The sequence below is a fragment of the Streptomyces sp. NBC_00223 genome (genome assembly GCF_036199905.1).
Classification (GTDB): Bacteria; Actinomycetota; Actinomycetes; order Streptomycetales; family Streptomycetaceae; genus Actinacidiphila.
On record NZ_CP108109.1, the window covers coordinates 6,945,849 to 6,960,604 of the forward strand.

The 14,756-nt window shown below is 69.3% G+C and carries 14 protein-coding genes; 11 read left to right on the plus strand and 3 right to left on the minus strand.

The genetic code is table 11. From position 1 onward, the window contains the following. Positions 1-216 precede the first annotated feature (216 nt). Positions 217-1,815, plus strand: a complete 1,599-nt coding sequence (locus OHA30_RS29675; RefSeq protein WP_328916947.1) for an ABC transporter substrate-binding protein — start codon at positions 217-219, stop codon at positions 1,813-1,815. Positions 1,816-1,848: 33 nt separating this feature from the next. Next, positions 1,849-3,438 (plus strand): ABC transporter substrate-binding protein, encoded by a 1,590-nt coding sequence (locus tag OHA30_RS29680; RefSeq protein ID WP_328916948.1) that lies wholly within the window; start codon positions 1,849-1,851, stop codon positions 3,436-3,438. Positions 3,439-3,456: 18 nt separating this feature from the next. On the opposite strand, the gene OHA30_RS29685 is transcribed toward OHA30_RS29680, so the two are convergent. Next, positions 3,457-4,128 carry a response regulator transcription factor gene (locus tag OHA30_RS29685; protein ID WP_328916949.1) on the minus strand — a complete coding sequence of 224 codons (672 nt, stop codon included), beginning with the start codon at positions 4,126-4,128 and terminating at the stop codon, positions 3,457-3,459. Positions 4,129-4,159: 31 nt separating this feature from the next. Further along, a complete protein-coding gene (locus tag OHA30_RS29690; RefSeq protein ID WP_328916950.1) occupies positions 4,160-5,089 on the minus strand; it encodes a RecB family exonuclease in 930 nt (309 codons plus the stop codon). Positions 5,090-5,231: 142 nt separating this feature from the next. Between OHA30_RS29690 and OHA30_RS29695 the strand changes: the two genes are divergently transcribed. From OHA30_RS29695 to OHA30_RS29705, 3 genes are all read left to right on the plus strand, one after another. Next, the gene (locus tag OHA30_RS29695; RefSeq protein ID WP_328916951.1) at positions 5,232-6,479 is read left to right on the plus strand and encodes a site-2 protease family protein; all 1,248 of its coding nucleotides are present in this window, start codon (positions 5,232-5,234) and stop codon (positions 6,477-6,479) included. 204 nt (positions 6,480-6,683) lie between these two features. Further along, positions 6,684-7,595: a tRNA (adenine-N1)-methyltransferase gene (locus tag OHA30_RS29700; protein ID WP_328916952.1), complete on the plus strand. Its 912-nt coding sequence runs from the start codon at positions 6,684-6,686 to the stop codon at positions 7,593-7,595. Positions 7,596-7,782: 187 nt separating this feature from the next. After that, on the plus strand, positions 7,783-8,355 hold the full coding sequence (locus OHA30_RS29705) for a hypothetical protein (protein WP_328916953.1): 573 nt from the start codon (positions 7,783-7,785) through the stop codon (positions 8,353-8,355). Positions 8,356-8,428: 73 nt separating this feature from the next. Here the strand turns inward: OHA30_RS29705 and OHA30_RS29710 are convergent, their stop codons facing one another. Beyond that, complete coding sequence (locus OHA30_RS29710) at positions 8,429-8,743, minus strand: ferredoxin (RefSeq protein WP_328916954.1); 315 nt, start codon at positions 8,741-8,743, stop codon at positions 8,429-8,431. Between the two features lie 273 nt (positions 8,744-9,016). On the opposite strand from OHA30_RS29710, the gene arc reads away from it, so the two are divergent. The 6 genes from arc (at position 9,017) to prcA (ending at position 14,711) form a co-directional block, all read left to right on the plus strand. Further along, the gene (gene arc / locus OHA30_RS29715) at positions 9,017-10,783 is read left to right on the plus strand and encodes a proteasome ATPase (RefSeq protein ID WP_328916955.1); all 1,767 of its coding nucleotides are present in this window, start codon (positions 9,017-9,019) and stop codon (positions 10,781-10,783) included. Between the two features lie 94 nt (positions 10,784-10,877). Continuing rightward, entirely contained in the window at positions 10,878-12,389 is a 1,512-nt protein-coding gene (gene dop, locus OHA30_RS29720; protein WP_328916956.1) for a depupylase/deamidase Dop, read from the plus strand. 123 nt (positions 12,390-12,512) lie between these two features. Further along, on the plus strand, positions 12,513-12,731 hold the full coding sequence (locus OHA30_RS29725; protein WP_328916957.1) for a ubiquitin-like protein Pup: 219 nt from the start codon (positions 12,513-12,515) through the stop codon (positions 12,729-12,731). Positions 12,732-12,772: 41 nt separating this feature from the next. Then, positions 12,773-13,081 carry an endonuclease domain-containing protein gene (locus OHA30_RS34110; protein ID WP_405785047.1) on the plus strand — a complete coding sequence of 103 codons (309 nt, stop codon included), beginning with the start codon at positions 12,773-12,775 and terminating at the stop codon, positions 13,079-13,081. Next, positions 13,033-13,878: a proteasome subunit beta gene (gene prcB / locus OHA30_RS29730; protein WP_328916958.1), complete on the plus strand. Its 846-nt coding sequence runs from the start codon at positions 13,033-13,035 to the stop codon at positions 13,876-13,878. The genes OHA30_RS34110 and prcB overlap by 49 nt, the downstream gene beginning before the upstream one ends. A gap of 86 nt (positions 13,879-13,964) precedes the next feature. Next, a complete protein-coding gene (gene prcA / locus OHA30_RS29735; RefSeq protein WP_328916959.1) occupies positions 13,965-14,711 on the plus strand; it encodes a proteasome subunit alpha in 747 nt (248 codons plus the stop codon). The last annotated feature ends 45 nt before the right edge of the window (positions 14,712-14,756 follow it).

Consider the following 14,756-nt stretch of genomic DNA (forward strand, 5'->3'; position numbering starts at 1 on the left):
GCCGAAGCGTGCCCGCGGGATGTGCTGGAATACCTGCGGTGAACCACGCGATGAGGCATCGGCAGCCGAACGCGTCAGTCCTTCCCGGCCATCGCCACGCCCTCCATCGAAACGGGGGCGAGGGCAGCTTGTTCGGCTGCGCGGGTGCGCCACCAGCATCACGGGAACGCGGGCCGGCACAGGTACATGAGCAGTAGCAAGAGGAGAACGACGACGATGAACCGCAAGCTTCTGGTGCTGCCCGCCCTGCTGGGCGTACTGACGCCCGTGATCACCGGGTGCGGCAGCGCCGGCGGAGGGAGCGGCGACAGTGGCAAGCCCATCGTCGTCGGCACAACCGACAGCATCGAGCTCACCAAGGACAGTCCGGCGCCGCTCGACCCTGCCACCTCGTACGACAGCGCCACCTGGAACATCTTCTACAACACCTTCCAGATGCTGCTCACCTACCCGCGCGGCAGCACCACGCCGACCCCGGACGCGGCCAAGGAGTGCCACTACACGGACACCACCGGGCTGACCTATCAGTGCACGATGCACGACGGCCTGAAGTTCTCCAACGGCCACGCGCTCACCTCGGAGGACGTGAAGTTCTCGCTCGACCGGATGCGGGACATGAACTGGCCGACCGGCCCGGCCTCGCTCATATCCGACATCAAGACCATTGACGCCCCCGACGACACGACGGTGGTATTCCACCTCAAGACGCCGGACGCCACTTTCCCGGCCAAGCTCGCCACCCCGGCCGCCGCGATCGTCGACAGCCAGGTCTACGACCCGAAGAAGCCGTACAACGGTTTCAAGCTCGTCGGCTCCGGCCCGTACACGCTGGACTCCTTCACCCAGGGCAAGGAAGCCGTTCTCTCGAAGAACTCGCACTACGAGGGCGTCCTCAAGCTCCACAACAGCAAGATCGACCTCAAGCTGTTCGACGACTCCAACAAGATGGAGGCCGCGCTCAAGGCCGGCACCATCGACGTGATGACCCGGACCATGGCGCCGACGCAGATCAGCAAGCTGCTCGACTCCAACGACCCGGACATCAAGCTCACCGAGGCGCCCGGCGGCGAGACCCGCTATCTGTTCCTCAACACCTCGGCGCCCGCGCTGAAGGAGAAGGCCGTACGGCAGGCCATGGCGCAGATCATCGACCGTCAGGCGATCACCCGCGACGTCTATCTGCGTACCACCGAGCCGCTGTACTCCATCGTCCCGCAGGGCATCACCTCGCACGTCAACTCGTTCTTCAACGTCTACGGCAACCCGAGCCTGACCAACGCGAAGAAGACCCTGACGAACGCCGGGATCACCGAGAAGGTGCCGCTGACCATCAACTTCCGCCGGGACAACGGCGGCACGATGAACGAGCCCGAGGCCGAGGAGATCAAGCGGCAGCTCGACGCGAGCGGGCTGTTCGACGTCACCATCCAGGCCGAGCAGTGGAACGCCTTCCTCAAGGCCGCCTCGGAGCGCAAGTACCAGATCTTCGCGATCAGCTGGCTGCCGGACTTCCCCGACCCGGACAACTACATCGGGCCGTTCTTCGACAAGGACAACTTCCTGAACCTGCCGTACCGGAGCAAGGAGATCCAGGACACGATCCTGCCGGACACCCGCAAGCAGGCCCAGCGCAGCACGGCCAGCGACGCGTTCGGGGACGCGCAGAAGATCATCGCCGATGACGTGCCGATGCTCCCGCTGTGGCAGGGCAAGCAGTACATCGCCGCCCGCAGCGGCATCACCGGTGTCGAGTGGGCGCTCAACTCCTCGACCACCACGCAGTTCTGGGAGCTGGGCCGCGGCGTCTCGGGCTGATCACGGACATCACGCACGAGGAGAACGTCGAGGATGAACCGCAAGCTGCTCGTCGGCCCCGCCGTCATCGGCCTGGCGATACCGCTGCTGGCCGGATGCGGGACCGGCGGTGGGGGCGACGGTAAGGCCCTGGTGGTGGGCACGACCGACTCGTTCCGGCTGTCGAAGGAGAACCCGGCGCCGCTCGACCCGGCGACGTCGTACGACATCGGCGGCTGGAACATCCTCGGCAACACCTACCAGACGCTGCTGCGGCTGCCGCGCTCCGGCACCGAGCCCGTGCCGGAGGCCGCCGAGGAGTGCCACTTCACGGACAAGCTCGGTGAGCAGTACCGCTGCACGCTGCGCGACGGCCTGACGTTCTCCAACGGCCACCGGATCACCTCGCGGGACGTGAAGTTCTCCATCGACCGCCAGCTGGCGATCAACGACCCGAACGGTCCGGCGAGTCTGCTCGCCAACGTCACGGTGGAGACGCCCGATCCGGCCACGGTCGTCTTCCACCTCGCCGACCCCGACGCGACCTTCCCGTTCAAGCTGGCCACCCCCGCGGCGTCCATCGTGGACAGCCAGGAGTACGCCGCGAGGAAGGTCCACCCCGGCTACAGCATCGTCGGCTCGGGCCCGTACAAGCTCACCTCCTTCACGGAGGGACAGAGCGCGACCTTCGAGAAGAACCCCCGGTACAAGGGCTCGATCACGCTTCACAACAGCAGGATCACGCTGAAGTTCTTCACCGGCTCCGCGCAGATGGAGAAGGCGCTCAAGGCCGGCACCATCGACGTGATGAACCGGACGCTGACTCCCGCGCAGGTCACCGATCTGAACGACGGCACCGCCCCGGACATCAAGCTGACCCAGGCGCCCGGCACCGAGATCCGCTATCTGGTCTTCAACACCGCCGACCCGACCGCCGGCCAGAAGGCGGTACGGCAGGCCGCCGCGTCCCTGGTCGACCGGGCGGCGGTCACCCGGGACGTCTACCAGCGGACCGCGACACCGCTGTACTCGATCGTGCCGCAGGGCATCACCGGTCACACCAACCCGTTCTTCGACCTCTACGGCGACCAGCCGGACCGGGCCAAGGCGCGGGCGTATCTGGCCGCCGCGCACATCCCCACCCCGGTGCCGCTGACCCTGTCGTACACCACCCACCACTACGGCGAGGCGACCGCCGACGAGTTCGCCGCGCTCAAGCGGCAGTTGGAGGACGGCGGGCTGTTCAAGGTGACCCTCCAGGGCGTCGACGACTGGGACGCGTACAAGGCCGCCTACCGGGCCCGGTCCTACCAGGCGTTCGGCATGGGGTGGTTCCCGGACTTCCCCGACCCGGACAACTACATCGCGCCCTTCTTCGGCAAGGACAACTTCCTCGACCTCGCCTGGACCAGCCCGCTGATCCGCGACCAGGTCATCAGGAACACCCGGCAGAAGACCGAACGCAGCGGGACCGTCGGCGACTTCGCGCTCGCGCAGAAGGCCGTCGCCCAGGACGTGCCGATCCTGCCGCTGTGGCAGGGCAAGCAGTATCTGGCGGCGCGATCCGACATCACCGGCACCGAGTGGGCGCTCAACTCCTCGTCCACCACGCAGTTCTGGGAGCTGGGCCGCAGCGGCTCCTGACCCCGCCGCCCGGCGCGCTCAGCCCGCGCCGGGCCGCACCAGACCGCTCTCGTACGCGTACACCGCCGCCTGCACCCGGTCCCGCAGCGCCAGCTTGGTCAGCACATGGCCGACGTGCGTCTTGACGGTGGTCTCGCTGACGAACAGCTCGGCGGCGATCTCCGCGTTCGACAGGCCGCGGGCCACCAGGCGCAGCACCTCGACCTCGCGCTCGGTCAGGGTGTGCAGCGGCTGCGGCACCGACTCGTCGCCCGACGGCAGCCGGCCCGCGTACTTGTCGAGCAGCCGCCGGGTGATGCTCGGCGCGAGCATCGCCTCGCCGGCCGCGACCACCCGGATCGCCTGCACCAGCTCGGCGGCCGGCGCGTCCTTGAGCAGAAAGCCGCTGGCCCCGGCCCGCAGCGCCTCCACCACGTACTCGTCGAGGTCGAAGGTGGTCAGCACCAGCACCTTGGCCGGGCCCGAGCGGTCAGGACCGGTGATCTGCCGGGTGGCCTCCACCCCGTCCATCCGGGGCATCCGGATGTCCATCAGGACCACATCGGGCTGAAGCGCCCGCACCTGGTCCAGCGCCTGCTGACCGTCCCCGGCCTCACCGACCACGGCGAGATCGGGCTCGGCCTCCAGGATCATCCGGAAGCCGGTACGCAACAGGGGCTGGTCGTCCACCAGCAGAACGCGGATCGCCACGGACACTCCTTCGCCAGACCGGTCCACTTCGCTAGACCGGTCCATTCTCGCCCACGGCCGGCCCGGGGCCCCCGGTGAGCGTCAGCGGGTACGGCGGGGGAGTCCCGCCGAATTCGGGACAGACGGCCTGATGATCACACCATCCGCACAGCGGGCTGCGGCGCGGCCGCCAGTCGCCGCTGTCCGTCGCCGCCCTGATGGCCTCCCAGAGCGCGAGCAGCTTGCGCTCGGTGGCCCGCAGATCGGACTCCGACGGATCGTAGGTCAGCACATCGCCGCTGCCGAGGTACACCAGCTGGAGGCGGCGCGGCACCACACCGCGCAGCCGCCACAGCACCAGGGCGTAGAACTTCATCTGGAACAGCGGCTCCTCCGCGTACTGCGGGCGCGGCGCCTTGCCGGTCTTGTAGTCCACCACCCGCAGATCGCCGGTGGCCGGCGCGACATCCAGCCGGTCCACGTACCCGCGCAGCGTCAGCCCCGACTCCAGCACCGTCTCCACGTACAGCTCGCGCTCGGCCGGCTCCAGACGGGTCGGGTCCTCCAGGGTGAACCAGCGCTCCACCAACTGCTCGGCGCTCTCCAGCCAGGCGGTCAGCGCCGCCGCGTCGGCCGCGCCCTCCGCCGCCGCGAAGAGCCCGGCCAGCTCCGGCCGGGCCGCGCGCAGCCGCTCCCACTCCCCGGCGACCATCGACCGGGCCCGCTCCGCGGTCCGGTCCGCCGCGGGCGCGTCGAACAGCCGCTCAAGCACGGCGTGCACCACCGTCCCCCGGGTGGCCGCCTCGCTCGGCTTCTCCGGCAGCCGGTCGATCACCCGCAGCCGGTACAGCAGCGGGCAGCGCATGAAGTCGGCGGCGCGCGACGGCGACAGCGACGACGGCGGACGCGGCGGAACGCGCTCGGACGGTCCGCCCTCGGACGAGGCGCGGCCGGGCGGAATGCTCTCGGTGGGGGTCCCCATGGCACCCGACCCTATGGCCTGACACCGACATCGCCTTCGTCAGTGTCCCTGTGTGCCCGGTCCGACAGGGCAATAGCATGGCCGGGAAGCCCTTCGTGCCGCATGATCGGTACGAGGGTTTGTTTCAGAACGAGGGGAACCAGTGAGCGAGAGCGGTCGGCCGCCGTCCCAGAACAACCGCACCCCAGGCCACGACGGCGACGGCGGTTCCGACAAGGGTTCCGACAAGCGGGGAAAGGGCCACGGGCCGGGCGGCGGCATCCTCATGGGCCGCTTCTACGGGGTGCCCATCTATGTCGCCCCCAGCTGGTTCCTGGTCGCCGCGCTGATCACCTGGGTCTTCGGCAGCCAGCTCGACACCGTGCTGCCGGAGCTGGGCCGGCTCCGCTATCTGGTCTCGCTGTTCTTCGCGGTGGCCTTCTACGCCTCCGTGCTCATCCACGAACTGGCCCACACCGTCGCCGCGCTGCGCTTCAAACTGCCGGTGCGCCGCATCCAGCTCCAGTTCTTCGGCGGTGTCTCGGAGATCGAGAAGGACTCCGACACCCCGGGCCGGGAGTTCGTGCTGGCCTTCGTCGGGCCGCTGCTCTCCCTGGTGCTGGCGGGCGTCTTCTTCGGCGGGATGCAGCTGGTCAGGGCGGGCACGGTGCCCGGTGTGCTGCTGGCCGGGCTCATGGTCAGCAATCTGATCGTGGCGATCTTCAACTTCCTGCCCGGTCTGCCGCTGGACGGCGGCCGGATGCTGCGGGCCGTGGTCTGGAAGATCAGCGGCAAGCCCATGACCGGCACCGTCGCCGCCGCCTGGGTCGGCCGCGCGCTGGCCCTCGCCGTCCTGATCGGGCTGCCGCTGCTGTCGTACTACGGCGGGCTCAGCCGGCGCGGCACCAGCGGCGCCGACTCGCTCACTGACGCGCTGCTCGCCGCGATCCTGGCCGCCATCATCTGGACCGGCGCCGGGAACAGTCTGCGGATGGCCCGGCTGCGCGAACACCTGCCGGGGCTGCGGGCCCGTACGCTGACCCGCCGCGCGGTCCCGGTGGCCTCCGACACGCCGCTGTCGGAGGCGCTGCGCCGGGCGCACGACGCCGGGGCCCGCGCCCTGGTCGTGGTCAACGGGCAGGGCGCGCCCACCGCGCTGGTCCGTGAGTCGGCGATCGTGAACATCCCCGAACACCGCCGCCCCTGGGTCGCGGTGAGCGGTCTGGCCCAGGACCTCACTCCCGGTATGCGGGTATCGGCGGAGCTGGCAGGCGAGGAACTGCTCGACACCCTGCGGGCCACCCCCGCGACCGAGTACCTGGTCGTCGAGCCCACCGGCGAGATCTACGGCGTGCTGGCCACCGCCGACGTGGAGCGCGCCTTCATGGCGGCGATGTCCCGGCAGGACTGATTCCTTATGGCTCGGTTCGCCGCCGGGCGCTTGGATCCGCTGTGGGGGCACCCCCGGACGGAGTCTGGGGGAGGTCGATCATGCTCGATCCCCTCGTTCCTCGGGGACCTCCGCGTGTTCTCCTTTTCGACAGCGGCGCGCCCTTTGGCTCACTCGCCGGTGGGCGCCGTCAGGGCGGCCTGATTCAGCCGGTAGGCTGATCCCATGTCCGAACCGACTGGTGCCGCCCGCCGTCGCGGGCCCTTCAAAGTCGGGGACCAGGTCCAGCTCACCGATCCCAAGGGACGCCACTACACCTTCACGCTCGAAGCCGGGAAGCAGTTCCACACCCACAAGGGTGCCTTCCCGCACGACGAGCTGATCGGTGCTCCCGAGGGCAGTGTTGTCCGTACCACGGGAAACGTCGCCTACCTCGCGCTGCGCCCCCTGCTCCCCGACTACGTCCTGTCCATGCCCCGCGGCGCCGCCGTGGTCTACCCCAAGGACGCGGGGCAGATCCTGGCCATGGCCGACATCTTCCCCGGCGCCCGCGTCGTCGAGGCCGGGGTCGGATCGGGGTCCCTGAGCAGCTTCCTGCTGCGGGCCATCGGCGACCAGGGCATGCTGCACAGCTACGAGCGCCGGGCCGACTTCGCCGAGATCGCCACCCAGAACGTCGAGCGCTACTTCGGCGGACCGCACCCCGCCTGGCAGCTCACCGTCGGCGACCTCCAGGACAACCTCGCGGACACCGACGTCGACCGGGTGATCCTGGACATGCTCGCGCCCTGGGAGTGCCTGGAGGCCGTCACCAAGGCGCTGGTCCCCGGCGGCATCCTGTGCGCGTACGTGGCCACCACGACGCAGCTGGCCCGTACCGTCGAGGCCATCAGGGAGCACGGCACCTTCAACGAGCCGGCCGCCTGGGAGACCATGGTCCGCACCTGGCACGTCGAGGGCCTGGCCGTACGGCCCGACCACCGGATGATCGGCCACACCGGCTTCCTGCTCACCGCCCGCCGGCTGGCCGACGGCGTCGAGCCGCCGCTGCGCCGCCGCCGTCCCGCCAAGGGCGCCTACGGCGAGGACTACACCGGACCCGGCAGCGGCAGCGGGGGCGCCCCCGCCGAGGGGTAGTTCCGGCCAACTTCACCACGCCGCCGCCGGTTTGTCCGTTACGGACACCGGCGGCGGCGTTCGCACACCCCCGTACCACCGGCCCCACGGGCCCCGGCGGCGGCAGGGCGGCCCCGGCGTTCCCGCTGGTTGTGACGTATGGCACCATGCTGGCCACCCCCGCCGTTCGACCCCAGGAGACAGGCGAGTGCAGCCGTCCGCAGGCCCGGCCCTTCCGCACACCACCGCCCGTGCCGTGCACTGGATCACCACCGCCGCCGTGCTCGGCGCCGTGGTGGCCGCCGGAGCCCTCGTCCAGCCCGCGGACGCCTCGTCCGCCGCCGCCCCCCGGCCCACCGGCGGGCCGGTCGCGGCGCCCGACCCGGCGGCCGCCGACTACTCGCTGGACTGCCCGCCGGGCGTCGTGACCGACGTGGTCGCCAAGGTCTCGGCCGACCTGGACGGCGACGGGCGCCCCGAGACCGCCGCCGTGGTGCGCTGCCACTCCGACGCGGGCACCGAGCCCAGCGGTGTCTACGTACTGGCCGCGCCCGCCACCGCCGGGGGCGCGCCGCGGATCGTGGAGACCCTGGTCAGGCCCGAGGACGAGCGCGAGATCACCGACTTCCGGCTCGACGGCCGGACCGTACGGGCCACCGTCCTGGGCTACTCGGACGCGAACGTGCCGCGCTGCTGCCCCGACCTCAAGCGCGCCTACGGCTGGGAGTGGCGCGACGGCCGGTACGTGGCGCTGCCCGGCCCGCTCGCCAACAGCATCTGACAGCTCGCGCGGAGGCCCGGCGGGCCCGGCCGGACCGGGCGGTTGCCCGGCGGGGCCCGGCCGGACCGGCGGATCAGTCCGCGTCGGGCCCGTAGACCTCGACCCGGTCCGAGGCCCGCCGGACGTGGATGCAGTCGCCGGGACACTCCTTGGCCGAATCCACCACGTCCCGCAGCAGCTCCAGCGGTACGGGTACGGTGGCCCCGGGTGTCTGCAGCAGCTCGGCCTCCTCGCCCTCGGGCGCCGGCTCCTTCACATACGCCAGCCCGTCGATGTCCAGCTCGAACACCTCGGGCGCGTACTGCACGCAGATCCCGTCGCCCGTGCACAGATCCTGGTCGATCCACACCTCAAGCGCCTCGACGGTGACCGCGCTGTCGTCGCTCACGGAAACTCTCGCCTGCCGTTCATCGTTCGGGAAGCATCAGGATGCATCGGGGAAAGCACCGGGAAGCAACAGCCCCTCGGGGCTGTTGACCGAATCGACGATACAACCGGCGGCTTCACGATGGAGATCGGCGGGTATCTCAGTGGCGGAGGGACGTACGCAAGGGTGAAGATCGGACACACCGCGATCGTCTTTGTGATCTAGGGGTTTCAACCCCCACTGACCCAGGTAGGGTCTGGAAACGTCCAGCTCCCCTTGGAGGAGGTGAGGACCGTGGCGGCCCACGACGACGACATCAACCGTGGCGGCCGACCCGCTCGTGGATCGGAAGATCCCATGAGCCAGGTCGCCTTTCTTGAGCAGGAGATCGCCGTCCTGCGACGCAAGCTCGCCGACTCTCCGCGGCACACGAGGATTCTCGAGGAGCGGATCGTCGAGCTGCAGACCAATCTGGCGGGCGTGTCCGCACAGAACGAAAGGCTGGCGAACACCCTTCGCGAGGCCCGCGACCAGATCGTGGCCCTCAAGGAGGAGGTCGACCGGCTCGCGCAGCCGCCCGCCGGTTTCGGCGTGTTCCTGCAGGCGAACGACGACGGCACGGCGGACATCTTCACCGGTGGGCGCAAGCTCAGGGTGAACGTCAGCCCGGCCGTCGAGCTGGACGTGATCCGGCGCGGCCAGGAGCTGATGCTCAACGAGGCGCTCAACGTGGTCGAGGCCATGGAGTTCGAGCTCGTCGGCGACATCGTCACCCTCAAGGAGATCCTTGAGGACGGCGAGCGCGCCCTGGTCATCGGCCACACCGACGAGGAGCGGGTGGTCCGACTGGCCGAACCGCTGCTCGACGGCTCGCTGCGCACCGGTGACGCCCTGCTGCTCGAACCGCGCTCCGGATACGTGTACGAGCGCATCCCCAAGAGCGAGGTCGAGGAACTCGTTCTCGAAGAAGTCCCCGACATCGACTACCGCCAGATCGGCGGCCTCGGCAACCAGATCGAGCAGATCCGCGACGCGGTGGAGCTGCCCTACCTGCACGCCGATCTGTTCAAGGAGTACGAACTGCGGCCGCCCAAGGGTGTGCTGCTGTACGGCCCGCCCGGCTGCGGCAAGACGCTCATCGCCAAGGCGGTCGCCAACTCGCTGGCCAAGAAGGTCGCCGAGGTCACCGGCCGGCCCCAGGGCAAGAGCTACTTCCTCAACATCAAGGGCCCCGAGCTGCTCAACAAGTACGTCGGCGAGACCGAGCGGCAGATCCGCCTGGTCTTCCAGCGGGCCCGGGAGAAGGCCAGCGAGGGCACTCCGGTCATCGTCTTCTTCGACGAGATGGAGTCCCTCTTCCGCACCCGCGGTTCCGGTGTCAGCTCGGACGTGGAGAACACCATCGTCCCGCAGCTGCTCGCCGAGATCGACGGTGTGGAGGGCCTGGAGAACGTCATCGTGATCGGCGCCTCCAACCGCGAGGACATGATCGACCCCGCGATCCTGCGGCCCGGCCGCCTGGACGTGAAGATCAAGATCGAGCGGCCGGACGCCGAGGCGGCCAAGGACATCTTCTCCAAGTACCTGGTCGACACCCTCCCGCTGCACAGCGAGGACCTGTCCGAGCACGGCGGGTCGACGGCCGGCACCGTGGACGCCATGATCCAGTCCGTGGTCGAGCGGATGTACTCGGAGACGGAGGAGAACCGCTTCCTGGAGGTCACCTACGCCAACGGTGACAAGGAGGTCCTGTACTTCAAGGACTTCAACTCCGGCGCCATGATCCAGAACATCGTGGACCGGGCCAAGAAGATGGCGATCAAGGACTTCCTCGACCACGACCAGCGCGGTCTGCGCGTCTCCCACCTGCTCGCGGCCTGCGTCGACGAGTTCAAGGAGAACGAGGACCTGCCCAACACCACCAACCCCGACGACTGGGCACGGATCTCCGGCAAGAAGGGCGAGCGGATCGTGTTCATCCGCACCCTGGTGACCGGAAAGCAGGGGGCGGACACCGGACGCTCCATCGACACCGTGGCGAACACCGGACAGTATCTGTAAGCACTACCCTCCGGCTGCGGGGCCCCGACAGCGGGTACCCGCAGCCGGTGTGTTTTCCGGCTCGCACGGGCCGGAGCCGGGCAAGGAGGGCCGCATGACCGTACGGCGAGTAATGGGCATCGAGACGGAGTACGGGATCTCCGTCCCCGGCCACCCGAACGCCAATGCCATGCTCACCTCGTCCCAGATCGTCAACGCCTACGCGGCGGCGATGCACCGGGCGCGGCGGGCCCGCTGGGACTTCGAGGAGGAGAACCCGCTGCGGGACGCCCGCGGCTTCGATCTCGCCCGCGAGACGGCGGACTCCAGTCAGCTCACCGACGAGGACATCGGCCTGGCCAATGTGATCCTCACCAATGGCGCCCGGCTGTACGTCGACCACGCCCATCCGGAGTACTCCTCGCCCGAGATCACCAATCCGCGCGACGCGGTGCTCTGGGACAAGGCGGGGGAGCGGATCATGGCGGAGGCGGCGCTGCGGGCGGGGCAGATCCCCGGCGCCCAGCCGATCCACCTGTACAAGAACAACACCGACAACAAGGGCGCGTCCTACGGCACGCACGAGAACTATCTGATGAAGCGGGAGACCCCCTTCTCGGACATCGTGCGGCATCTGACCCCGTTCTTCGTCTCCCGGCAGGTCGTCACGGGCGCGGGCCGGGTCGGCATCGGGCAGGACGGCCACGACGACGGCTTCCAGCTCAGCCAGCGCGCCGACTACTTCGAGGTCGAGGTGGGGCTGGAGACGACCCTCAAACGGCCCATCATCAACACCCGCGACGAACCGCACTCCGACGCCGAGAAGTACCGCCGGCTCCATGTGATCATCGGCGACGCCAACCTCTCGGAGATCTCCACCTATCTCAAGCTGGGCACCACCGCGCTGGTGCTGTCCATGATCGAGGACAACTTCATCAAGGTGGACCTGGCCGTGGACCAGCCGGTCCGCACCCTCCACGACGTCTCCCACGACCCCTCTCTGCGACAGCTGATCACGCTGCGCAACGGCCGCACCCTGACGGCGGTCCAGCTCCAGATGGAGTACTTCGAGCTGGCCCGCAAATACGTCGAGGAGCGGTACGGCACGGACGCGGACGAGCAGACCAGGGATGTCCTCGGCCGCTGGGAGGACGTGCTCAACCGGCTGGAGACCGACCCGATGAGCCTGGCGGGCGAGCTGGACTGGGTGGCCAAGCTGGAGGTCCTTGAGGGCTACCGGCGCCGTGACGACCTGGGCTGGGACGCGGCCCGGCTGCACCTGGTGGATCTGCAGTACGCCGACGTACGACCCGACAAGGGGCTCTACAACCGGCTGGTGGCCCGGGGCCGGATCAAGCGGCTGCTGGACGAGGACGAGGTGCTCAGGGCCGTGGCCAAGCCCCCGGAGGACACCAGGGCGTACTTCAGGGGCCGCTGTCTCGAGCAGTACGCGGACGACGTGGCCGCGGCGTCCTGGGACTCGGTGATCTTCGACCTGCCCGGCCGGGACTCCCTCCAGCGGGTTCCCACGCTGGAGCCCCTGCGTGGCACCCGCAAGCACGTCAAGGAACTGCTGGACCGCTGCCGCACCGCGGAGGACCTGGTGCGCATCCTGTCCGGCGGCTGAAACGGCACGGATCAGGGAATCAACTCAGTAGCACTCGGACGTTGAGGTATTCGAGAGCCGATGTCGGACCCTGCTTGTAGGGTCTGATCTTGTTAGGTCACGCAACCGAGCGGGGTGAGGGACATGGCAACCAAGGACACCGACGGCGGACAGCAGAAGGCGACCCGTTCCACGGACGAGGTCGAGGAAGTCCAGCAGGACGCCAAGGCAGCCGACGACCTCAAGGAACGCCACGAGAAGCTCTCGGACGACGTCGACTCGGTTCTCGACGAGATCGACGACGTACTCGAGGAGAACGCGGAGGACTTCGTGCGCTCGTTCGTGCAAAAGGGCGGACAGTAGTCACATACGCGGACGGGGGCGGGCTCTCGACGCGCGGCGGGATGGGCCGGGCGGTCGAGGGCCGGGCGGGGCGCGCGAGACGGCGGCACGGCGGTGCCGCGGCCGGGCGCGGCACGGTGGCGGAGCCGAGGACGGGATTCCGCACAATCCGTCCGTCCGGCTCCGCCATTCATGTGGATCACCGCCACCGGGCGGGTAGGGTCCGGGACGTACCGTGCTTCAACTGCAATTCGGCCATCGGCACGTTGGGAGAAAATCCCAGCACACAGCGCCGGGCGACCGCTTACCTGGAGGGAAACGCGTGGAAGCCAACACTCGTAGCACCGGGCGTCTACCAGCTGCCTTCCTGACGCCTGGCTCGTCCTCTTTCCTGGACTTCCTGGGCGACCACTCGCCCGAGCTGCTGCCGGGCCACCGGACCCTGCCGCCCGTCAAGGGCGCCGTCGAACTCCCGCACGGCACCACGATCGTGGCCGCGACCTTCGACGGCGGAGTGATCCTGGCCGGCGACCGGCGGGCCACGATGGGCAATGTCATCGCCCAGCGCGACATCGAGAAGGTCTTCCCCGCGGACGAGTACTCGGCCGTCGGCATCGCCGGCACCGCGGGCCTGGCCGTCGAGATGGTCAAGCTCTTCCAACTGGAGCTGGAGCACTACGAGAAGATCGAAGGGGCCACGCTGTCCCTGGAGGGCAAGGCCAACCGCCTGTCCACCATGATCAGGAGCAACCTCGGGATGGCCCTTCAGGGCCTGGCCGTGGTGCCGCTCTTCGCCGGGTACGACACCGTCCGCGAGAAGGGCCGGATCTTCTCGTACGACGTCACCGGCGGCCGCAGCGAGGAAGTGGGCTTCGCCGCAACCGGCTCCGGCTCGGTCTTCGCCCGCGGCGCGCTGAAGAAGCTGTACCGCAGGGACCTCACCGAGCGTCAGACCGTCACCGCGGTGATCCAGGCGCTCTACGACGCGGCGGACGACGACTCGGCCACCGGCGGCCCCGACCTCACCCGGCAGATCTTCCCGATCATCACGGTGATCACCGAGGAGGGCTTCCGCAGGCTCCCCGACGCCGAGGTCTCCGAGATCGCCCGCGCGGTGCTCGACGGGCGGCTGGAGCGGCCGGACGGACCTCAGGCGCAGGTGCTGTGACGGCCGGTCACGCCCCGGACCGCCAAGTGACGCATTCGTTCTCGACAGCGCTGACAGCGCCGACAGCAGAAAGGCACGGTTAGCCGGTGTCCACGCCCTTTTACGTTTCACCCCAACAGGCCATGGCGGACCGCGCCGAGTACGCCCGCAAGGGCATCGCGCGCGGCCGAAGCGTCGTCGTCCTCCAGTACACCGACGGCATCGTCTTCGTCGCCGAGAACCCGTCCCGCGCACTGCACAAGGTCAGCGAGATCTACGACCGGATCGCCTTCGCGGCGGTCGGCAAGTACAACGAGTTCGAGAACCTGAGGATCGGCGGCGTGCGCTACGCCGATCTGCGCGGCTACACCTACGACCGTGACGACGTGACCGCCCGCGGTCTGGCCAATGTCTACGCCCAGACGCTCGGCACCATCTTCTCCAGCGTCGGCGAGAAGCCCTACGAGGTGGAGCTGATCGTCGCGGAGGTCGGGGCCGGACCCGAGGACGACCAGATCTACCGGCTGCCGCACGACGGCTCGATCGTCGACGAGCACGGGGCGGTCGCCGTCGGCGGCAACTCCGACCAGATCGGCAGCTATCTCGACCAGCGGCACCGCGACGGCATGACGCTCGCCGAGGCGCTCGCGCTGGCCGTGGAATCCCTCGGCCGGGACAACAACGGCGGGGAGCGCCAGCTCACCGCCGAGCAGCTGGAGGTCGCGGTGCTTGACCGCACACGGCCGCAGCAGCGGAAGTTCAAGCGCATCCTGGGCCGGCAGCTCTCCCGGCTGCTGGACACGGAGAGCGCGGCGACCGCGAAGACGGACGAGCCGTCGGACGACGAGGAGTAGGGGCCCCGGCCCCCCGGGGTGGTGGGTTCCGCCGGTTGCGGGACC

What these genes read in the sequence shown, in the direction of transcription:
- OHA30_RS29675 (WP_328916947.1), top strand. Translation starts at nt 217, where the DNA reads ATGAACCGCAAGCTTCTGGTGCTGCCCGCCCTGCTGGGCGTACTGACG.
- OHA30_RS29680 (WP_328916948.1), top strand. Translation starts at nt 1,849, where the DNA reads ATGAACCGCAAGCTGCTCGTCGGCCCCGCCGTCATCGGCCTGGCGATA.
- OHA30_RS29690 (WP_328916950.1), bottom strand. Translation starts at nt 5,089, where the DNA reads ATGGGGACCCCCACCGAGAGCATTCCGCCCGGCCGCGCCTCGTCCGAG.
- OHA30_RS29700 (WP_328916952.1), top strand. Translation starts at nt 6,684, where the DNA reads ATGTCCGAACCGACTGGTGCCGCCCGCCGTCGCGGGCCCTTCAAAGTC.
- dop (WP_328916956.1), top strand. Translation starts at nt 10,878, where the DNA reads ATGACCGTACGGCGAGTAATGGGCATCGAGACGGAGTACGGGATCTCC.
- OHA30_RS29725 (WP_328916957.1), top strand. Translation starts at nt 12,513, where the DNA reads ATGGCAACCAAGGACACCGACGGCGGACAGCAGAAGGCGACCCGTTCC.
- OHA30_RS34110 (WP_405785047.1), top strand. Translation starts at nt 12,773, where the DNA reads ATGGGCCGGGCGGTCGAGGGCCGGGCGGGGCGCGCGAGACGGCGGCAC.